The organism is Mesorhizobium sp. P171375 (assembly GCF_057786075.1).
Genome location: NZ_JBYNWF010000001.1, coordinates 3,460,323 through 3,479,487 on the forward strand (window position 1 = coordinate 3,460,323; position 19,165 = coordinate 3,479,487).

A 19,165-nucleotide genomic window follows, 5' to 3' on the forward strand; every position below is an offset into this window, starting at 1 on the left:
CGATGCACAGCAGTTCCTTGCGTAGGCTCTATCCCGAGATCGAGCCGTTCGAGTCCGGCATGCTCGATGTCGGCGACGGCCACACCATCTACTGGGAGCGCTCCGGCACCAAGGGCGCTAAGCCAGCGGTATTCCTGCATGGCGGTCCCGGCGGCGGCATCTCGCCAAAACATCGGCGGCTGTTCGACCCGAAGCTTTACGATGTCATCCTGTTCGACCAGCGCGGCTGCGGAAAATCGACGCCTAACGCCTCGCTCGACGCCAACACCACCTGGCATCTGGTCGCCGACATCGAACGCCTGCGCGAAATGTGCGGCTTCGAAACATGGCTGGTGTTCGGCGGCTCCTGGGGCTCGACGTTGGCGCTCGCCTATGCCGAGACGCACCCAGATCGCGTCAGCGAGCTTGTCGTGCGCGGCATCTACACGCTCACCCGCGCCGAACTCGAATGGTACTATCAATTCGGCGTCTCCGAAATGTTTCCCGAGAAGTGGGAGCGTTTTCAGGCGCCGATCCCTGAAGCCGAGCGCGGTGACATGATGGCCGCCTACCGCAAGCGGCTGGTTGGCTCCGACCGCAAAGCGCAACTAGACGCCGCCCTGGCGTGGAGCCTGTGGGAAGGCGAGACGATCACGCTGTTGCCGGAGCCGGAGACCAGCGACAAGTTCGGCGAGGACGAATTCGCCATCGCCTTTGCCCGCATCGAGAACCACTATTTCGTTCATGCCGGCTGGCTCGAGGAGGGACAGCTGCTGCGCGACGCGCACAGACTGAAGGACATTCCCGGCACCATCGTCCATGGCCGCTACGACATGCCGTGCCCGGCGAAATACGCCTGGGCGCTGCACAAAGCCTGGCCGAAGGCGGATTTCCATTTGATCGAAGGCGCCGGCCATGCCTACTCGGAACCGGGGATCCTTGATCAGCTGATCAGGGCAACGGACAAGTTTGCAGAAAAGAAATGACATCGGCCTTCGGGCCAGAGGAGGGTGCGTACGCACCCACGCAGCCATGACAAAGCAACGCCTCTATCTCTTCGACACCACATTGCGCGACGGTCAGCAGACGCCAGGCATCGACTTTTCTGTCGAGGACAAGATCGCGATTGCGAAGCTGCTCGACGAGTTCGGTATGGACTATGTCGAAGGCGGCTATCCCGGCGCCAATCCGACCGACACCGCATTCTTCCAGCAGAAGCGCACGGCGAAGGCAAAATTCGTCGCCTTCGGTATGACCAAGCGGGCAGGGGTGTCGGCGTCCAACGATCCGGGCCTGGCGGCGCTGCTGCAGTCGAAGTCCGACGCCATCTGTTTCGTGGCCAAGAGCTGGGACTATCATGTCCGCGTCGCGCTTGGCTGCACCAATGAGGAGAACCTCGATTCCATCAAGGCTTCGGTCGAAGCGGCGACCTCTGCCGGCAAGGAGGCGATGGTCGATTGCGAGCATTTCTTCGACGGCTTCAAGGCCAATCCGGACTACGCGCTGGCCTGCGCCAAGACCGCCTATGAAGCCGGCGCGCGCTGGGTGGTGTTGTGCGACACCAATGGCGGCACACAGCCTTCGGAAGTGCGCGCCATCGTCGGCAAGGTCATCGCATCTGGCATCTCCGGCGATCATCTCGGCATCCATGCCCATGACGACACGGGCCAGGCAGTGGCCAATTCGCTCGCCGCCGTCGAAGCCGGCGTGCGTCAGATCCAGGGCACGCTGAACGGCATCGGCGAACGCTGCGGCAATGCCAATCTGGTCTCGATCGTGCCGACGCTGGCGCTGAAGCCGGCCTTCGCCGATAGCTTCGAAACCGGCATCTCGGCGGAAGCCCTGACCGGCATTTCGCGGCTTTCCCGCGCCTTCGACGAATTGCTCAACCGCGCGCCCGAGGCGCAGGCGCCCTATGTCGGCGCCTCCGCCTTCGCTACCAAGGCCGGCATCCATGCCTCGGCACTGGCCAAGGAGCCGGCGACCTACGAGCATGTCGAGCCGCAAGCCGTCGGCAACCGCCGCCGCGTCATGGTCTCCGACCAGGGCGGCAAGGCTAATTTCCTCGCCGAACTGAAGCGGCGCGGCATCGATGTGCCGAAGGACGATCATCGGCTCGATGCGTTGATATCTGTGGTCAAGGAACGCGAGGCCGAAGGTTATGCCTATGAAGGCGCCGATGCCTCCTTCGAGCTCTTGGCGCGCAAGATGCTGCATGGCCTGCCGGAGTTCTTCAAGGTCACCTCGTTCCGATGCATGGTCGAGCGCCGCTTCGATGCCAATGGCCAGCTGAAGACGGTCTCCGAGGCGATCGTCAAGGTGATGGTCGATGGCGAGGAAAAGATGTCGGTGGCCGAAGGCCATGGCCCGGTCAACGCGCTCGACATCGCGCTGCGCAAGGACCTCGGCAAGTTCCAAGGCGAGATCGCCGACATGGAACTGGCCGACTTCAAGGTGCGTATCCTCAATGGTGGCACCGAAGCCATCACCCGTGTCCTGATCGAATCGCATGACGGCACCGGCGCCCGCTGGTGGACGGTCGGGGTGTCCGAAAACATCATTGACGCGTCCTTCCAGGCGCTGATGGATTCGATCGTCTACAAGCTGATGAAGAACCGCGAGATGGCAGGGCTGGTGGCGGCGGAGTAAATCTTGGGTCCTCGCCCCCGCGCAGCGGCGGAGAGGTGGCCCGGCCCTTGAACCATCAGCGGAAGTCCATTGATCCATCACAACTTTGCGATGGTCTTGGCCGAGCCGTTGAGCCATAGCGTTGCGCCATGGCCACCGACGCACTCGCCCCCGATGCCGACTCCAAGGCTCGTAACGGCTTCCTCCTGGCGCTTGGCGCCTATCTGCTGTGGGGGCTGCTGCCCTTCTACATGAAAGCGGTCGCGCATCTGCCGCTGATCGAGGTGATCGCCCATCGCATCGTCTGGTCGGTGCCGATCGCGGCGGCAGTGCTGGTCTGGGCCGGCCGCACGGCCGATTTCAAGGCGGCAATCCGCTCGCCGCGCAGCATCGGCATGGCGGCGCTGACGGCGACGCTGATTTCGATCAACTGGGCCATCTATGTCTGGGCGATCTCGATTGACCGCACGGTCGAGACCGCGCTCGGCTACTACATCAACCCGCTGGTCGTCATCGTTGTCGGTGCGCTGGTGCTGGGCGAGAAGCTCGACCGGCTGCAGATCGCGGCCGTGGCGCTGGCGGCGATCGCCGTTGCCGTGCTGACCGTCGATGCCGGTAAATTGCCCTGGGTGTCGCTGGCGCTGGCGTTTTCCTTCGCCGCGTACGGTTTTTTCCGCAAGACACTGCCGATCGGCCCGAGCCAGGGCTTTCTGCTCGAAGTGCTTTTGCTGTCGGTGCCGGCGCTTGCCTACATCGTCTTCCTGATTGCCAACGGCCAGGACCATTTCATCTCCAGTACCGCCACAGACACGGCGCTGCTGATCGGCTGCGGGCCGGTCACCTCGGTACCGCTGCTGTTGTTTGCCTTCGGCGCCAAGCTTCTGCGCCTCTCCACCATCGGCATCATGCAATATATCGCGCCGACCATGGTGTTCCTGATCGCCGTGCTGATTTTCGATGAGCCGTTCGGCGCCACGCAGGCGATTGCCTTCGCGCTGATCTGGGCAGCGTTGGCGATGTATTCCTGGTCGATGTTCCGTGGCCGTGAAATTCGCTCGGCGGTGTTGGCTCCGAAGTAGGAAGACTTGCATGTACGTGCTGCACATTGCCAACAAGAACTATTCGTCATGGTCGCTGCGGCTATGGGTGCTGATGCGCACCCTCGACATCTCGTTCGAGGAGCGGCTGACGCCGTTCCCGACAGGGTCGAGCTTCGACCTCTACCGGGCATTCTCGCCCAGTGGCCGTGTGCCTTGCCTGGTCGATGACGGCTGGGCTGTCTGGGACTCGCTGGCTATTGCCGAATATCTGGCGGAGCGCCACCATGGCGTGTGGCCGGCCGAGGCCAGAGCACGGTCCTGGGCCCGTTCGGCCGCCGCCGAAATGCACTCGAGCTTTATCGCCTTGCGCGGTGCGTGCCCGATGAGTTGCGGCGTTCGCGTCGAGCCGTTTGCGATGTCCGATTCGTTGAAGCACGACCTGTTCCGTCTCGGCGACTTGTGGAATGACGGGCTCGCCCGCTTCGGCGGGCCGTTTCTGGCCGGCGAACATTTCACCGCCGTCGACGCCTTCTTTGCTCCGGTGGCGTTCCGCGTGCAGTCCTATGGGCTCACTTTCGAGGGCGCGGCGGCCGCCTATCCCGCGCAATTGCTTGGCCTGCCGGCGATGCAGGACTGGTATGCGGCGGGCCTCGCAGAGACCTGGCGTGAACCGGATCATGAAGCGGAAGTCGCTGCCGCCGGCACCGTCACCGAGGATCTTCGCGCAACGGCGTGAAATCAGCTTGAATGGGCGCTACATCCGCCCGAGCCGCCTGACGAACAGATAGGTCGCCGCGGCGATCACGACCGAAACCGCCGAAACCACCCAGAAACCCATCGGCGTGTTGACCATGGGCAGGTCGCCGACATTCATGCCGAACAGGCCCGAGATGATGGTCATCGGCAACAGCACCGCCGTCATTACCGACAGTACATAGAGCAGCTGGTTCGACTGCATCGTCAGCTTGGCCATCAATTCGTCCTGCAGCAGCCTTGTGCGCGCCTGCAACTGCTCGCCGTCGTGATAGAGCGTGTGCGCCGGTGCGAGAGCCTTGTCGCCATGTCGTTGATCGGATCAGGCAGTTCGTTGCGATGTGAATGGTCGAGATGGCGGAACAGGTTTGTCAGCGTCGCCATCTGCCGATGGATAACCACGAGCTGACGGCGCGCCTCGACCAGCGACTGCCGCTCGCTGTGCCAGGCATCGCGCACGATACTGTCCTCGACGCCGTCCAGCGTATCGCCAAGGCCGTGGAGCTCGGCCGCCATGCCGTCGAGCGACTGGCCCATGACCGCCTCGATCAGGTCGGCCGGGGAGCGGAATTTGCGCGCGCCGCTCTCCACCGCCTTGCGGATGAGATCGACCGATTCCAGTGGCTGCTTGCGCGCGCCGATCAGCATTTTTTCGTTGAGGGCAAAGCGGAAATGGCCGAGCCCGCGTGCCTCCGCCGAATAGTCGTGGCGCAGGTCCGGCAGGTCGCCATAGAGCCAGTCGTCCTTGAGATCGATATGGCAGCCTTGGCTGGCGCCGAGGAAGGCTTCGCGCACCGGCGCCGGCAGCGCGGCCTCGGCGGCGATCTCGCGGCGGGCGCGCAGGTCGGACAGCTGGTAGCTGCGCCACGTCCACACAGCCTCGGCCGGATCCTTGGTGCGCAGGCCGTCAGCGGTGAAATGATAGATGAAGAACAGCCCGTGCTCGTCGGGCAGGTAAGGCTACAGGGGAGTGCCTTCCGCGTTGAGAGCGATGTTCACGGCTCGCCTCGCCAGTAGAGATTTCGACCACGCCGCGCGCGGATGCCGGCACGCCATTCGTAGCATGGGCTAACCGGGTTCTGTGTGTCAGTTTCTTGACAGGGCGATCACAGTCCGTCGATCAGCGACGCGCGGCGGCGCTACAAGATCCTAGCGGAACAGATGCAGGCGATGCAGCGGCCTGGCCCTGCAGAAATTGGCCGGCGGCAGGGATCGCCGCCGGCGGCGTATTCGCGGCGTGCTCAGCGCTTGGGCCCAAACCCGGGATAGGGCGCGAGCGGCACCACTGCGGCAATGTCCATCATGCCGGCCTTGACCAGCGGCAGAGTGGCGAGATGGCCGCGCACGTCGGCATCGCTGCCGGCTTCGAACATCATGCCGCTGCCCGGAATATCGCCGCGGTTCCAGACCTGGCGCACGGCGCCTTCGGCATAGAGCGTGCGGCGCTGTTCGGCCTCGCTGGGCAACAGCGGCGCGAAATCGGCGTCGCTGAACTTTTCGGTGTTGCGGGTGAGAAGGGCAAAGAACTGCATTTTCTGTCTCCTGTGGTTGCGATGCCCAAACTATCGCCGCCGCTGGTCAGACTGTCCAAGACTGATTAGGCTAAAGTTGAGACCCTATAGGACTACAAGAGGTGGAGGAAAAAATGTTCGACCTGCGCCAGCTCCGCTATTTCGTCACTGTCGCCGAAGCCGGCACTGTCGGCCGTGCCGCCGAACTGCTGCACATCTCGCAGTCGCCATTGAGCCGCCAGATCATGCAGCTCGAAGCGCAGCTAGGCGTCACCCTGTTCGAGCGGGCAAAGCAGCGCGTCCACCTCAATGCCGAAGGCAAGGCCTTCCTTGTCGAGGCGCAGGCGCTGCTTGCCAGTGCACGGCGCCTGGAGGAACTCGGACGCAACCTCGCCAGCGGTGCGGTCGGGCGGCTCGCCATCGGTTATGTCGAGGGCGCCGTGCATGCCGGCCTCGTCAGCCGGATGTTGCGGCAGTTTCGCCGCGACCGGCCGGATTTTCACCTGCAGCTGAAGAACCAGCGCTCCGCAGTGCAACTCGAGGGGTTGCGCCAGCGTTCGCTTGACCTCGGCTTCGTCTATGGCCCGCCGTCCGCCGACGATCCCGATCTTGCCGGCATGCTGGTTCGGCGCGAACCGCTGGTGCTGGCAATGCCGGAGAATGATCCGCTCACCGATGTCGCCGACATCCGGCCCGACCATCTCGACGGCCGCGTCTGGATCACCGTGGTGCGCCAGCCCGACGACACCAACCGCGCCCAGTTCCTGGCGGCCTGCGCCAAGGCCGGCTTCCTGCCCGACATTGCCTATGAGACGGCCGATCCGCTGACGTCGCTCGGCCTGGTCAGCGCCGGACTCGGCCTGGCGACGGTACAGGCAAGCCTCCGGAGTGCAGCACCGTCAGGGATCGCGTTTCGTGACCTGCCGTGGTTCGAGCGCACCGTCTCGATCCATCTCGCCTGGCGGCGCCAGGACAAGCGAGCGGTGATTGCGGAGTTGAGGGAGGCAGTAGGGCAGTAGGGCAGTAGGGTAGTAGCGCAGTAGCGCAGTAGCGCAGTAGCGCAGTAGCGCAGTAGCGCAGTAGCGCAGTAGCGCAGTAGCGCAGTAGGGAGAGGCTCGAGGCCTTCTAAACATACCGCCTTACTGCCGTACTCCCCTATTCCCTACATCTTATCAATCACCGACTGCACGCCTTCCGTCGGCGCATCGACCGACGATCCCGCCACCAGGATGGCGGCGACGATGGCTTCGGGGTCTTCGATCACCAACGGTTTGACCCGCTGCGCGGTGTGAATAAAGCCTTCGCTCGACATATGGTCGAGCAGCGCCAGCATCGGATTCCAGAATCCTTTGACGTTGGCGAAGACGATCGGCTTGCGGTGATGGCCGAGCTGGCCCCAGGTCATGACTTCGACGATCTCCTCGACCGTGCCGATGCCGCCCGGCAGCGCCACAAAGGCGTCGGATTTTTCGAACATCTTGTGCTTGCGCTCGTGCATGTTGTCGGTGATCAGCAACTCGTCGAGCCGGTCAAGCGCGGTTTCGGTCGCCTCCTTGTTGATGAGGAAGCGCGGAATGATGCCCGTTACCTTGCCGCCGGCCTTGAGCGCGCCTTCGGCAACGGCGCCCATAATGCCTTTGGTGCCGCCGCCGTAGACCAGTCGCAGGCCGGATTTGGCGAGCGAGCGGCCAAGCAGGTGTCCGGCCTTGGCGTAGATCTCATCGCGGCCCGGAGACGAGCCGCAGTAGATGCAGACGGATCGAATCGTGTTCATGCGTGATTGGTGATTGGGTCTGAATGCGGGGTCAAGCCCCAGAGGCTTCCAAGCCAGGGCTTTTTCTTGTCGGTTCCGGCAAAACACGCTAGACCGGCGTTAGGTGGCTAAGGGGCAGGGGAATATGGCTGTTAATCCATTGAAGGCGTTTCTGTTCGCGGCGGGTGGGACCGTCGCGGTCGTCGGAACGGCCTATGTATCGGGTGCACTCGACCCGTATCTCAATCCCACGCCGCCGGCGGAGATTGCGTCACTGACGCCGCCGGCCGACTCCGGGACCGAGGGAAGGCTGCCGCCGGCGCCTGCCGCCCCGACCGATGCCAAGGCTACGCCGGCACCGGCGCCTGCCGGCGCAACAGCTCCCGCGACGGCCCCGGCAGCACCGGCTGCGGCCGGCTCGGTTGTGCCGAGCTTCGATGTCGTACGCGTCGAAAGCAACGGCTCGATCGTCGTTGCCGGCAATGCCGCGCCCAATTCAAAGGTCGAAATCCTCAACGGCTCGACGGTGCTCGGGTCGACCGTCGCCGGTCCGGACGGCGCTTTCGTCATCGTCCTCGACGATCCGCTCAAGCCCGGCGACTATACGATCGCGCTGCGCTCGACAGCCGGCGATGTCGTAACGCCTTCGGTGCAGACTGCCGTCGTTTCGGTTCCCAAGGATGCCGCCGGCCAGGTGCTGGCGATGGTCGAGGAACCGGGCAAGCCGGCCGAGCTGCTGACTGTTCCCGCGCCTGAGACCAAGCCTGCGGCACCGGCTGCCGGCGATCAGGCCGCTGCTCCTGCTGCTGAGGCACCTGCCGCCCCGGCCGGAACTGCGCCGGCCGCTCCGGCCCCGGCGACACCGCCGGCTGCGGCGGTGGCCGAACCCAAGATCGTCGTCGAGGCGATCGAGATCGACGGCAACAAGATCTTTGTTGCCGGTCTGGCTGACGCCGGCCGCAAGGTGCGCGCCTACGCCAACGACATCCTGCTCGGCGATGCGCTGACCTCGCCGGACGGCCATTTCCTGGTTGAGGCGACGCGCGACATCCCGGTTGGCAGCTACACCATCCATGTCGACGGTCTCGATGCTGACGGCGTGAAGGTGGTTGCCCGCGCCGCCGTGCCGTTCGAGCGCGAACCGGGCGACGCGGTTGCCGCCGTGGCGCCTGCAGAGACCAAGCCGGCCGAGGCAAAGCCGGCTGAACCGAAGCCGGCCGCACCGGCTGCTGCCGAAGCACCGGCCGAGCCCGCAGGGGCTCCTGCCGCTCCGGCGACCGAGGCGCCGGCACCGGCGGTGCCGGCAGCGCCCGCTACCGAGGCTCCGGCTGTCGTAGCGGCAGCAACGCCCGACGTGCCGGAGACGGTGGCGCCGAAACTCGAACATGCCGACGGCGCCGTCATCATCCGCCGCAACGACACGCTGTGGCGGATTTCGCGGCGGGTCTATGGTCATGGCGTGCGCTACTCGACCATCTATCTCGCCAACCAGGACCAGATCAGCGATCCCGACCGCATCTGGCCAGGGCAGGTGTTCAAGGTCCCGGAAAAGTCGAAGGAAGGCGAAGCCGCCGACCTCAAGGCGATGGGCGAGCAAGCGACGACGGCGCCGGTGAAGGCGCAGTAGCGTCGGGGATTGGCTAATCTCCCCCCGTGTGGGGGAGATGCCCGGCAGGGCAGAGGGGGGCGCTGTCCCACCGACCTGTCGGTTGTTCCAAGACGCGTGCCACTTTTCGGATAGACAGACTCTGCTGATTAGAGGCCGCGATCCTTCGCGCCCCCCTCTGGCCTGCCGGCCATCTCCCCCACTCGGGGGGAGATTAGCAGTTCCGCCCTTCTGCCCATCGGGTTAGCTTGCCTCACACCCGTTCATCGTCTATCGCCGATGAACGATGGCCGACTCTTTCACCGAACCAGACCACGCAAACCGCGCACCGCTCGAAAGCCGCGCGGTTGCCGCTCGCTTTGCAGCACTCTCACACCCGGCGCGCATCGAGATCCTGAAACATTTGTCGGCCAGCAATTCCTGCTGCTGCCGTGAGGTCGTTGACCATCTCGACCTAGCGCAGTCGACGGTTTCCCAGCATCTGAAGATCCTGGTCGTGGCCGGCCTGGTCCGCTTCCAGCCCGACCGCCAGCGCTCGCGCTATGAGGTCGACCGCGCAGCGCTCGCAGACGTTTCCGCATCTTTGACCGCGCTCGTCAATTCCTGCTGCTCCGGCCGCTGAACTCCCACCCAAAAGGCAAGACAAGTGGCAGAAAAAACCGTCTCCGATAGCTCGACCTTCGGCACCTTGCGCAATCTGTGGCCGTATATGTGGCCGGCCGACCGCGCCGATCTCAGGGCACGCGTCACCTGGGCGACGCTGCTTCTGGTCGTTGCCAAGCTGACACTGGTTGCCGGACCCTATTTCTTCAAATGGGCGACCGATGCGCTGGCAGGCGACGCCAAGTCGTCGCCGCCGCTACCGTCCTTCCTGCTGGCGCCGGTCATGCTGGTCGTCGCCTACAATGTCGTGCGGCTGGTGCAGCTCGGCTTCAACCAGCTGCGCGACGCGCTGTTTGCCCGCGTCGGCCAGTATGCGGTGCGCCAGCTCGCTTTCCGCACCTTCGTCCACATGCACCAGCTGTCGCTGCGTTTTCACCTTGAGCGCCGCACCGGCGGCCTGTCGCGCATTATCGAGCGCGGCACCAAAGGCATCGAGACGATCGTGCGCTTCATTATGCTCAATACGGCGCCGACCATTCTCGAATTCGCGCTGACCACAGGCATCTTCGCCTACACCTATGGCTGGAAATATGTGGTCGTGGTGGCAGCCACGGTCTGGCTCTACGTCTGGTTTACGGTCCGCGCCAGCGACTGGCGCATCTCGATCCGCCGCGACATGAACGACAGCGACACCGACGCCAACACCAAGGCGATCGATTCGCTGCTCAACTACGAGACGGTCAAATACTTCAACAACGAGGGTATGGAGGCCGAGCGCTTCGACCGTTCGATGGCGCGCTATGAGATGGCGGCGACACGGATCTGGACCTCGCTCGGCTGGCTGAATTTCGGCCAGGGCATCATCTTCGGCCTCGGCACCGTGATCGTCATGTGCATGTCGGCGCTGGAGGTGCAGGCCGGCACGCAGAGCGTCGGCGATTTCGTCTTCATCAACGCCATGCTGGTGCAACTGTCGGTGCCGCTCAATTTCATTGGCTTCATCTATCGCGAAATCCGTCAGGGCCTGACCGACATCGAGCAGATGTTCGACCTGCTCGATGTGCCGCAGGAGATTACCGACAAGCGCGATGCCAGGCCGCTTGCCGTCTCGGCCGGTAAGGTCGAATTCCGCGACGTACACTTTGCCTATGATCCGAACCGCAAGATCCTGAAGGGCATCTCCTTCGAGGTTCCGGCCGGCAAGACGGTGGCCATTGTCGGCCCGTCGGGCGCCGGCAAGTCGACGATCTCGCGGCTGCTGTTCCGCTTCTATGACGTCCAGGGCGGACAGGTGCTGATCGACGGCCAGGATGTCCGTGATGTGACGCAGCAGAGCCTGCGCGGCGCGATCGGCATGGTGCCGCAGGACACCGTGCTGTTCAACGACACAATCGCCTACAACATCCGCTACGGCCGCATCGGCGCCAGCGAGGAGGATATGCAGAAGGCCGCCGAGCTTGCTCAGATCGGCCCGTTCATCGAACGGCTGCCGGAAGGCTACCGCTCGATGGTCGGCGAGCGCGGGCTAAAACTGTCGGGCGGCGAAAAGCAGCGCGTGGCGATCGCCCGCACCATTTTGAAGGCGCCGCCGATTCTGATGCTCGACGAGGCGACCTCGGCGCTGGACAGCCACACCGAACAGGAGATCCAGGCGGCGCTCGACCTGGTCAGCAAGGGCCGCACCACCATCGTCATTGCGCATAGGCTGTCGACGGTGATCACCGCCGATGAGATCATCGTACTCAAGGACGGCCAGATCGCCGAACGCGGCACCCATGCCGAGCTGATGCGTCAACACGGCCTCTACGCCTCGATGTGGGACCGCCAGCGCGAAGCGACAGAAGCCGAAGAGAGGCTGCGTATTGCGCGCGAGAGCGATGAGCTCGGGGTGATTGTGCGCAGACGGACTTCGGAGGTGAGTTAAGCGGTGGAGCGCCAATCTCCCCCCTTGAGGGGGAGATGTCGCCGAAGGCGACAGAGGGGGTCGTTGCGCGTGGAGCGCTAACCTTCATCGCTCGCAAGAAGGTCGCGTCCAGTCGAACCGACCCCCTCTGGCCTGCCGGCCATCTCCCCCTCAAGGGGGGAGATTTGCAGCGTCGCTGCCGCGCCAACCTTTTAAAAAAAATCCCTCTTGACCTCAACCTAAGTTGAGATCGCAAACCCGTTCCTGAGCCACCGAACCCAAGTCGTTCAAGAACGGAGACAATTGAAATGGATCAACTAAATCAATTTGACGATGCAGCCGTGTTCAGGGTCGACAAATTCGTCGTCCCTGTCGAGGCGCGCGAAGAAATCCTCACCAAGGTCAGGATGACACATGAATTGCTGCGCCAGCAGCAGGGCTTCGTGCGGGATTTCGTGCTTGAGCAATTCTCGGGACCGGGCGAATTCAACCTCGTCACCATCGTCGAATGGCACAACCAGGCGGCCGTCGACAATGTCGTGCCGATCGTCAAGGCGGCACAGGAGCGGGCAGGCTTCGACCGGCAGGCGACGCTGACCCGGCTGGGTGTGAAGGCCGATATCGCAAACTATCAGCGGATTCCGGGACTATAAGACGGCCAGCCGACGCCAGGTGCCGGCGCTTCGGCGCTCAGCACCTGGCCGGTGCGGGCATCGCTGACCATGTGTTCGAAGCCGCGCCATTCGGCGGCGGCGATGAACAGCGTCTTGCCATCGGGTCCGCCAAGCATGCAGGCAAAGCAGCCGCGATCGGCCTCGACGGTCTGCAAGACCTCACCACCCTCGCGCACCCGCACGCAGCGCTTGTTGGGAACGTCCGTATACCAGGCAGCACCCTCGGCATCGAGGCAGATGCCGTCAGGAAAGCCATCGAGATCGGCCCAGACGCGGCGGTTGGAAAGGCTGCCATCGGCAGCGATGTCGAAAGCGGTCAGCCGGTTGGCATGCGATTCCGCGACGATCAGTGTTTTGTTGTCCGGCGTCACCGCCATGCCGTTGGCGAAAGCGATGTTGTCCGCCACCTGGCGGATTGTGCCGTCGGGCGTGATCAGCACGATGGTGCCCGGCCCGAAATGCTCTCCCGGTGCCGGCGCCGGCCCGCCGCCGTTGACATAGATGTTGTCGCGCCCGTCGACGACGATCTCGTTCCACGGGCTGTTCGACAGCGATCGAAGATCGGCATGGATGGCAAGCGTTCCATCCGCCTCCTGCCGCAGCAGCAACCCTTCACGCCCCGAAATGACCAGCAACTGTCCATTCGCCAGCCAGTCCATGGAATAGGGCAGGATGGCCGGTACCGTGAGCACGACATCGCTCTTGCCGTCTGCATCGACGGCAATGATCTCGCCGGTGCCCCAATTGCAGAGCCACAGACGTCCGTCGTGCCAGCGTGGCGATTCGCCGAAAGCGAGGCCGGCGGTAACAAGACGCGTTTGGTTCTGCATTTGGGGAAACTCCTTGTTGGAGCGCCGTTATTGCAAAGGTCGGCGCCGTCTCACCAAGGACGGGCGAGGGGGTGATTTCCCGACAGCAGGTTACGGTTTTTCGCTCAGGAAGAACGTTCCGTCGGCATGACCGTTGGCGCCGCATGACGGTGGTTCGGATCTGTCATCCTTGCCGGTGCCGTCCTGATCGACGATCAGGGCATCGCCGTCGCGGCGAAAGGTGAAGACGAAGCCGGTCGGTTTGTCGTTGTCGTCGGTGTCGACCAGCCGCAGGGTCTTGCGCTTCTCGACGGTGCCACCGATGTCGCACGCGCCGCTTCCCGAGACGGGGTTGGTGACGATCTCTGCCGAAATCTCGAGCTTGCTGGCGCCCGCTGCCTTCATCTCGACTGAGCCACGCACGCTGCTCCATGTGCCGATGAGGCCGGCGTCCGTCGGTTTGCGGATGCCGGCCAGGAAGGTCGCACGGTCGCGCAGGAATTCGCCGAGATCGAAAGTCTGCTGCTCATTTGGTGTGTTCTCGTTGAAGTCGGCGATCTGGTCGCGATACGCGATGAAATCGCTCTGGTCGGCCCGCAGCGCCTTGCCGGCATGAGCATCGAGCGTTTTCAGCAGCGCGGCATAATTCTTCGCCACCTCGGCATCGGCCTGCGCCAGTACCGGATCGGCGCAGATGGCCTTTTCCGCGACGCTGGCGGCCTTGGCGCAGTCGAAGGACGGTTTGCCTTGCGCCGCGGCGATTTCGCTCGCCGCCAAAAGTGCGGTCAAAACAGCGCCGATGGCTGCCGATCGCATGGCAGTAAGGTGCGGTTTCTCTGATTTCGGCATCATGGACGGTCGGCCTTTCGCCGCGCACTGAGCCAGCGGTGGCTGGAATTCTGGCGGCAAAGTCGTCGGCAGGCAAGCACGTCGCCGTTGCTGCCGGCCGCGCCCGATGCAGCCTTGCCCAATGTTGCGTTGCGACGACGGAGCCTTTCCGGTATTGAGGCCGGACCTGAAACAGGGACCGCCCCCATCCTATGAGCCCCATCCGATGAGCCTCGTCGACTCGGTCAAGAATGCCTTCGTTCCGATCCATCGCGAGGGCTATCCGTTCATCGCCGCCTTCGGCGCGGGCACGCTGTTCCTCGGTTATTTCTCCTCGGTGCTGTTCTGGATCGGCCTGATCCTGACCGCCTGGTGTGTGTGTTTCTTCCGCGATCCCGAGCGCGTCACGCCGGTCGACGACCGGCTGGTGGTCAGTCCCGCCGACGGTATCATCTCGGCGGTCGGGCCCGCGGTGCCGCCGCGCGAGCTCGGCCTCGGCAACACCGAAATGACCCGCATCTCGGTGTTCATGAACGTCTTTTCCTGCCATGTGAACCGCGCCCCGGTGCGTGGTCGCATCACGAAAATCGAGCACCGGCCAGGCAAATTCCTCAACGCCGAACTCGACAAGGCAAGTTCGGAAAATGAGCGCAACGGCCTGGTCATCGACAGCCCCAATGGCACCGTCGCCACCGTGCAGATTGCTGGCCTTGTGGCGCGGCGCATCGTCTGCTGGGCCGAGACCGGCGGCTCGATCGCCATTGGCGAACGTTTTGGCCTGATCCGCTTCGGCTCGCGCGTCGACGTCTTCCTGCCCTCGACCGCCGTACCGCGCGTCGCCGTTGGCCAGACGGCTGTCGGCGGCGAAACGGTGCTCGCCGAGTTCGGTGGCATCGCCGCAACCCCGCTCGTCAGGATCTCGTAAGCGGTGGGCGCGCCGTTCAAAAAATTCGAGGCTCACGGCAGCGGCGGCCCGCGCATCCGCGAAATCCCGATGCGCATGGTGCTGCCCAATCTGGTCACCGTGCTTGCCATCTGCGCCGGGCTGTCCGGGATCCGCTTCGGCTTCGAAGGCCGTTTCGAGCCGGCGGTGGTGATGGTGCTGCTCGCCGCCTTCCTCGACGGCATAGACGGGCGCCTGGCGCGCATGCTGAAGGCGACGTCCAAATTCGGCGCGCAAATGGATTCGCTCGCCGACATCGTCAATTTCGGCGTGGCGCCCGCTTTGGTGCTCTATGCCTTCCTGCTCGACCGCGCAGGATCGCCGGGCTGGATCGCGGTACTGCTGTTCGCCATCGCCTGCGGTTTGCGGCTCGCGCGCTTCAACGTGCTCGACGAGGACAATGATCGCCCGATCTGGCAGAGCGAATATTTCGTCGGCGTACCGGCGCCGGCAGGCGCCGTGCTGGTCATGCTGCCGCTCTATCTGTCGTTCCTGCGCGTTGGCATTGAGCCCAGCCGCCCGGCCGCCTTCGTCGCCACCGGCTTCACCATCCTGGTCGCCTTCCTGCTGGTCAGCCGGCTGCCGGTCTACTCCGGCAAAAGCCTGAAAGTGCCGGGTGACAAGGTGCTGCCGATCATCCTCGCGGTTGTGCTCTACGTGCTGCTTTTGATGACCTATCCCTGGTACACGCTGACCGCCTCGGTCGCGGGTTATCTCATCTTCCTGCCGTTCAGCGTGCGCGCCTATACGAAACGCGCCCTGCGCGAGGGCGAAAAGGTGCCGCCTTCGGATATTGGCTGACAGGCCCCTGTCGGAACCTGCCGGGCATCTTGACCGTTGTGTCTCAAGGGACGACCGGGAGAAGCCGTCGCGCTATATCGGTAGGCATGAGCGGCGAGGTGCGACGTCGCCGAAACGCTAATCCCGCAAGCGACTTGCGTCAGGCAGGCCCTGGAGAAGAGCGAGGAGAAATGGCTGTCATCCTCATCGGCGCGTTGCTCACTGTCGCTGGCGTTGTGTACATGGCGGGCGCGGTTATCGGGCGCGGGCGGCTCAGCGATCCGAAGTCCTCTCCCGCGACGCCGGATCGCCCAGCGCCAAAGCTCGCAACGACAGGCCCGACACTTGAGCCGCGGCGGCGCGGGCTCGGTTTCTTCGGCCTGTCGCAGAACTGGCCGGGCCTGCTGATGATGGGGGTCGGTCTTATCATGCTGTTGTCGGCGGCGGTCTTTTAGACGAGAGCCTCTCAGGCCGCAGCACTCAGCCCCAGCCGATCGATCGCCAATTTGCGGGTCGAGACATAGTCGGTCTTGCCCGAGCCCAGCACCGGGATCTCCTCGACCTTGACGATATCGTTGGGCACCATCAGCTCGGCCGCACCCGCCTTCTTGCCGAAGGCGCGCAGTTCCTCCGGATCGGCGTCGTCCGCGGTGGTGACCAGCACGATGCGCTCGCCGCGCCTTTTGTCCGGCACCGCCACCGCCGCATGTCGCTCTTCCGGCCACAGCGACTGCACCAGCATCTCGACCGCGCCGAGCGACACCATCTCGCCGGCGATCTTGGCGAAGCGTTTTGCCCGGCCGCGAATGGTGATGAAGCCCTCGCGGTCGACCGAGACGATGTCGCCGGTGTCAAGCCAGCCGTCCAGCGGCTGCAATTCGCCGGGGCGGTCCGCCGTCATGTAGCCCATCATCAAATTCGGCCCGTCGAGCCACAGCCTGCCGGCGTCTTCGATGCCCTCGACCGGTTCTAGCTTCATGCGCATCGCCGGCAACGGCCGCCCGACCGTGCCGTCGCGGCCATGGATGGCGGTGTTGACGGCAACCACGGGAGCTGCCTCCGTCAGCCCGAACCCCTCGATGATCGAGGCATCGAAGCGCTCGCGGTAGACGCGGCGCGTCTCCGGCTTCACCGCTTCGGCGCCGGCAACGACGAAGCGCAGGCTGGAGAAATCGCCATCCTTGGCGGTGCGGGCATAATTGGCGAGGAAGGTGTCGGTGCCGAACATGACGGTCGGCTTCACCTTGCGCGCGATCTCCGGGATGATCTTGTAGTGCAGCGGCGAGGGGTAGAGGAACAGCTTTACCCCGGTCACCAAAGGCAGGATGGTGCCGCCGGTCAACCCGAAAGAGTGAAACACCGGCAGAACGTTGAGCAGTATGTCGGACGGCGAGATGGTGATGCGCGCCTCAGCCTGCATGGCATTGGCGTGGAGATTGCGGTGCGACAGCACCACGGCCTTGGGCGTGCCTTCCGAGCCTGAGGTGAACAGGATCACCGCCGGCTTGGCAGCGTCCTGCCGTTGCAGCGGGAACCGCCACAGCACTGCGGCGGTGAGCTTTTCCAGGGCGGTGACGCTTGCGCGCACATCCTCCAGCCACAGCATTTTGGCGCCGCCGGCCTCGACCGCGGCAATGATGTCGGCAAGCCCGGCCTTCTCGACGAACGCGCGGGAGGAAATCACCGTTCGGATCACTGCCGTGCGCACCGCGGCGGTGACGCTCGCCGGCCCGGCGGTGTAGTTGATCAACGCCGCTATCCGGCCGGCCGAAAGCAGGCCGACAAAGGACAGCACCACGCCATTGGCGTTGGGCAGCAACACCCCGACCGCTTCGCCGGGTGCTGTCACCGCCTCGAAACGGCGGCCGAGCACGCGCGCGCCGATGAACATTTTTCGGTAGCTGAGCGAGCCGCTGATCACATCCTCGATGATCGGATGCGAGGCACCGGTGCGGTCTGCTGCATCGCGCATGGCCAGGAACAGGCCGCGATCGAGGTTGCTGCCGAAAAGCCTGGCCTCGGCGATGCGGTCAAACAGCGCATTGGTGTTGGAAGCCTGGTCGGGATTGCGCGCCACCAGTTCGGCAATCGTCATCGGCTCCAGCACGCTGATCGACAGTTGTGGGAACCAGTGGCGGGGCGCCCGGTCCTTTGGCGTCAAGGACACCGGCAGGTCGCGCGCGCCGGCAACGAAGATCGGCACGATGGTGGCGTCGGCCTGCATGGCTATGCGGGTAACGGCACGGAAGAGGCGAAATGACTTCACATCGGGCTCGACGTCGTCGGGCAGATAGACGGCAAGCCGGCCTTTGCCCTTCAGCACCCTGACCAGCCGGCGGCTGACGAACAGATGCTCGGCGTTGAAGGCAATGGTGCGGCCAAGCTCGCGCCATGGCTCGAGCCAGAGCGAGCGCGCCGACGCCTCGTCCAAGATGTGCAGCGTGTCGTCAGGCAGCAGCGACAGCATCAGTGCCGGCTCGAAGCGCGACTGGTGCGAGACCACATAGATCACCGGCGTCGGCACGTTGCGGGCAATGCGGATGCGCCGGTCCTCGATCTGGTAGGCAAGCTTGAACGGCACGTAGAGCAGCGCCTGGGTGAAGCGCAGGTCGAGGCGAAAGGTCTCGATCGCGGCAATCAGCAGCCAGGCCAGCACGAGGCCTGCAAGCAGCGCCAGTGTCAGGATCATGCCGCGTCTCTCCCAACGTTCCGGTATCGCGGCTCTTCGTCCGCTTCGCAGCAGAGGGTAACGCAATGGGGGGCAAGGTCAATGTCGAGCCTTTTTCCTTCTCCCCGTTCACGGGGAGAAGGCGCCCGAAGGGCGGATGAGGGGCGGGCGCTGCGCTCGTTGGCTTCCTCAAGCCGCCTTCAACCGCCCGCTGATGAACCGGAACTCCTGGCTCTTGCCGCCATAACCGTAGGCAGCCGCTGGCACCTCGTGCACGAAAGCATAGCTCTCCTCATGGACGCCACCCAGCAACTGGCCAAAAGCGTCAAAGATCGCCTTCAGATAGGCCTCCAGCTCCAGCTTGGTGTTGGTGCCGTCAACCACCTTGATGTCGAGCCAGAAGGTGTTGGCGCCGTGCTCGGCCAGCGACTTGCCGCCGGCGAACCAGTGCTGCGGGTCGACATAGCTGATGGCGACGGCGGTGATCGTCGGATCCTTGCGCAGATGGGTTGCGGTCAGGTCGGTGATTTCCTTGGCAATAGCGGCGGACAGCTTGGCGTCGGGCTTGCCGGTGACGCTGATGTTGATGATCGGCATTTTTCTCTCCTTTGGTTGAGCGGCGTCTGTTTGCCGTTGGAGTGACCATGCCATCATCCTAGAATCAAAAAAATCGAATTGTTTTGAAGG

The 19,165-nt window shown here is 64.1% G+C and carries 18 protein-coding genes and 1 pseudogene; 12 read left to right on the forward strand and 7 right to left on the reverse strand.

What is annotated here, in order from left to right; translation table 11 throughout:
* Positions 1–2: 2 nt before the first annotated feature.
* The 4 genes from pip to ACYHH6_RS16570 all read left to right on the forward strand — a co-directional run bounded on the left by pip (position 3) and on the right by ACYHH6_RS16570 (position 4,383).
* Positions 3–965 (forward strand): prolyl aminopeptidase, encoded by a 963-nt coding sequence (gene pip / locus ACYHH6_RS16555; protein ID WP_352585005.1) that lies wholly within the window; start codon positions 3–5, stop codon positions 963–965.
* Between the two features lie 46 nt (positions 966–1,011).
* A complete protein-coding gene (gene cimA, locus ACYHH6_RS16560) occupies positions 1,012–2,628 on the forward strand; it encodes a citramalate synthase (protein ID WP_352585007.1) in 1,617 nt (538 codons plus the stop codon).
* 128 nt (positions 2,629–2,756) lie between these two features.
* Positions 2,757–3,686 carry an EamA family transporter RarD gene (gene rarD, locus ACYHH6_RS16565; RefSeq protein ID WP_352585009.1) on the forward strand — a complete coding sequence of 310 codons (930 nt, stop codon included), beginning with the start codon at positions 2,757–2,759 and terminating at the stop codon, positions 3,684–3,686.
* A gap of 10 nt (positions 3,687–3,696) precedes the next feature.
* Entirely contained in the window at positions 3,697–4,383 is a 687-nt protein-coding gene (locus ACYHH6_RS16570) for a glutathione S-transferase family protein (protein WP_352585011.1), read from the forward strand.
* Between the two features lie 18 nt (positions 4,384–4,401).
* Here the strand turns inward: ACYHH6_RS16570 and ACYHH6_RS16575 are convergent.
* Both ACYHH6_RS16575 and ACYHH6_RS16580 read right to left on the reverse strand, forming a co-directional pair.
* Positions 4,402–5,276, reverse strand: a pseudogene (locus ACYHH6_RS16575) (CorA family divalent cation transporter).
* A gap of 365 nt (positions 5,277–5,641) precedes the next feature.
* Positions 5,642–5,932 carry a muconolactone Delta-isomerase family protein gene (locus ACYHH6_RS16580; RefSeq protein ID WP_203278078.1) on the reverse strand — a complete coding sequence of 97 codons (291 nt, stop codon included), beginning with the start codon at positions 5,930–5,932 and terminating at the stop codon, positions 5,642–5,644.
* Between the two features lie 113 nt (positions 5,933–6,045).
* Here ACYHH6_RS16580 and ACYHH6_RS16585 point away from each other — a divergent pair, with 113 nt between their 5' ends.
* On the forward strand, positions 6,046–6,930 hold the full coding sequence (locus ACYHH6_RS16585) for a LysR family transcriptional regulator (RefSeq protein WP_352585013.1): 885 nt from the start codon (positions 6,046–6,048) through the stop codon (positions 6,928–6,930).
* A gap of 143 nt (positions 6,931–7,073) precedes the next feature.
* Here ACYHH6_RS16585 and ACYHH6_RS16590 read toward each other — a convergent pair whose 3' ends face one another.
* Positions 7,074–7,685 (reverse strand): LOG family protein, encoded by a 612-nt coding sequence (locus ACYHH6_RS16590; protein WP_352585015.1) that lies wholly within the window; start codon positions 7,683–7,685, stop codon positions 7,074–7,076.
* A gap of 124 nt (positions 7,686–7,809) precedes the next feature.
* On the opposite strand from ACYHH6_RS16590, the gene ACYHH6_RS16595 reads away from it, so the two are divergent.
* The 4 genes from ACYHH6_RS16595 to ACYHH6_RS16610 all read left to right on the forward strand — a co-directional run bounded on the left by ACYHH6_RS16595 (position 7,810) and on the right by ACYHH6_RS16610 (position 12,429).
* Entirely contained in the window at positions 7,810–9,291 is a 1,482-nt protein-coding gene (locus tag ACYHH6_RS16595) for a LysM peptidoglycan-binding domain-containing protein (protein WP_352585017.1), read from the forward strand.
* A 265-nt stretch (positions 9,292–9,556) separates the two neighbouring features.
* The gene (locus ACYHH6_RS16600; protein WP_352585018.1) at positions 9,557–9,892 is read left to right on the forward strand and encodes an ArsR/SmtB family transcription factor; all 336 of its coding nucleotides are present in this window, start codon (positions 9,557–9,559) and stop codon (positions 9,890–9,892) included.
* A 24-nt stretch (positions 9,893–9,916) separates the two neighbouring features.
* The gene (locus ACYHH6_RS16605; protein ID WP_352585020.1) at positions 9,917–11,797 is read left to right on the forward strand and encodes an ABCB family ABC transporter ATP-binding protein/permease; all 1,881 of its coding nucleotides are present in this window, start codon (positions 9,917–9,919) and stop codon (positions 11,795–11,797) included.
* A gap of 287 nt (positions 11,798–12,084) precedes the next feature.
* Positions 12,085–12,429: an antibiotic biosynthesis monooxygenase gene (locus ACYHH6_RS16610; protein ID WP_352585022.1), complete on the forward strand. Its 345-nt coding sequence runs from the start codon at positions 12,085–12,087 to the stop codon at positions 12,427–12,429.
* On the opposite strand, the gene ACYHH6_RS16615 is transcribed toward ACYHH6_RS16610, so the two are convergent.
* Entirely contained in the window at positions 12,408–13,280 is an 873-nt protein-coding gene (locus ACYHH6_RS16615; protein WP_352585024.1) for an SMP-30/gluconolactonase/LRE family protein, read from the reverse strand. The genes ACYHH6_RS16610 and ACYHH6_RS16615 overlap by 22 nt on opposite strands.
* 90 nt (positions 13,281–13,370) lie before the next feature.
* Positions 13,371–14,111 (reverse strand): lysozyme inhibitor LprI family protein, encoded by a 741-nt coding sequence (locus tag ACYHH6_RS16620; RefSeq protein WP_352585026.1) that lies wholly within the window; start codon positions 14,109–14,111, stop codon positions 13,371–13,373.
* A 202-nt stretch (positions 14,112–14,313) separates the two neighbouring features.
* Between ACYHH6_RS16620 and ACYHH6_RS16625 the strand changes: the two genes are divergently transcribed.
* From ACYHH6_RS16625 to ACYHH6_RS16635, 3 genes are all read left to right on the forward strand, one after another.
* A complete protein-coding gene (locus ACYHH6_RS16625) occupies positions 14,314–15,012 on the forward strand; it encodes a phosphatidylserine decarboxylase (protein WP_352585027.1) in 699 nt (232 codons plus the stop codon).
* 3 nt (positions 15,013–15,015) lie between these two features.
* Positions 15,016–15,831, forward strand: coding sequence for a CDP-alcohol phosphatidyltransferase family protein (locus ACYHH6_RS16630; protein WP_352585029.1), 816 nt, complete (start codon positions 15,016–15,018; stop codon positions 15,829–15,831).
* 170 nt (positions 15,832–16,001) lie between these two features.
* Positions 16,002–16,265 (forward strand): hypothetical protein, encoded by a 264-nt coding sequence (locus ACYHH6_RS16635; protein WP_352585031.1) that lies wholly within the window; start codon positions 16,002–16,004, stop codon positions 16,263–16,265.
* An 11-nt stretch (positions 16,266–16,276) separates the two neighbouring features.
* On the opposite strand, the gene ACYHH6_RS16640 is transcribed toward ACYHH6_RS16635, so the two are convergent.
* Together ACYHH6_RS16640 and ACYHH6_RS16645 are read right to left on the reverse strand one after the other, a co-directional pair.
* A complete protein-coding gene (locus ACYHH6_RS16640) occupies positions 16,277–18,499 on the reverse strand; it encodes an AMP-binding protein (protein ID WP_352585032.1) in 2,223 nt (740 codons plus the stop codon).
* A 168-nt stretch (positions 18,500–18,667) separates the two neighbouring features.
* Positions 18,668–19,075 (reverse strand): tautomerase family protein, encoded by a 408-nt coding sequence (locus ACYHH6_RS16645; RefSeq protein WP_352585034.1) that lies wholly within the window; start codon positions 19,073–19,075, stop codon positions 18,668–18,670.
* Positions 19,076–19,165: the final 90 nt, after the last annotated feature.

What these genes read in the sequence shown, in the direction of transcription:
- pip (WP_352585005.1), top strand. Translation starts at nt 3, where the DNA reads ATGCACAGCAGTTCCTTGCGTAGGCTCTATCCCGAGATCGAGCCGTTC.
- cimA (WP_352585007.1), top strand. Translation starts at nt 1,012, where the DNA reads ATGACAAAGCAACGCCTCTATCTCTTCGACACCACATTGCGCGACGGT.
- rarD (WP_352585009.1), top strand. Translation starts at nt 2,757, where the DNA reads ATGGCCACCGACGCACTCGCCCCCGATGCCGACTCCAAGGCTCGTAAC.
- ACYHH6_RS16570 (WP_352585011.1), top strand. Translation starts at nt 3,697, where the DNA reads ATGTACGTGCTGCACATTGCCAACAAGAACTATTCGTCATGGTCGCTG.
- ACYHH6_RS16580 (WP_203278078.1), bottom strand. Translation starts at nt 5,932, where the DNA reads ATGCAGTTCTTTGCCCTTCTCACCCGCAACACCGAAAAGTTCAGCGAC.
- ACYHH6_RS16585 (WP_352585013.1), top strand. Translation starts at nt 6,046, where the DNA reads ATGTTCGACCTGCGCCAGCTCCGCTATTTCGTCACTGTCGCCGAAGCC.
- ACYHH6_RS16590 (WP_352585015.1), bottom strand. Translation starts at nt 7,685, where the DNA reads ATGAACACGATTCGATCCGTCTGCATCTACTGCGGCTCGTCTCCGGGC.
- ACYHH6_RS16595 (WP_352585017.1), top strand. Translation starts at nt 7,810, where the DNA reads ATGGCTGTTAATCCATTGAAGGCGTTTCTGTTCGCGGCGGGTGGGACC.
- ACYHH6_RS16600 (WP_352585018.1), top strand. Translation starts at nt 9,557, where the DNA reads ATGGCCGACTCTTTCACCGAACCAGACCACGCAAACCGCGCACCGCTC.
- ACYHH6_RS16610 (WP_352585022.1), top strand. Translation starts at nt 12,085, where the DNA reads ATGGATCAACTAAATCAATTTGACGATGCAGCCGTGTTCAGGGTCGAC.
- ACYHH6_RS16615 (WP_352585024.1), bottom strand. Translation starts at nt 13,280, where the DNA reads ATGCAGAACCAAACGCGTCTTGTTACCGCCGGCCTCGCTTTCGGCGAA.
- ACYHH6_RS16620 (WP_352585026.1), bottom strand. Translation starts at nt 14,111, where the DNA reads ATGATGCCGAAATCAGAGAAACCGCACCTTACTGCCATGCGATCGGCA.
- ACYHH6_RS16625 (WP_352585027.1), top strand. Translation starts at nt 14,314, where the DNA reads ATGAGCCTCGTCGACTCGGTCAAGAATGCCTTCGTTCCGATCCATCGC.
- ACYHH6_RS16635 (WP_352585031.1), top strand. Translation starts at nt 16,002, where the DNA reads ATGGCTGTCATCCTCATCGGCGCGTTGCTCACTGTCGCTGGCGTTGTG.
- ACYHH6_RS16640 (WP_352585032.1), bottom strand. Translation starts at nt 18,499, where the DNA reads ATGATCCTGACACTGGCGCTGCTTGCAGGCCTCGTGCTGGCCTGGCTG.
- ACYHH6_RS16645 (WP_352585034.1), bottom strand. Translation starts at nt 19,075, where the DNA reads ATGCCGATCATCAACATCAGCGTCACCGGCAAGCCCGACGCCAAGCTG.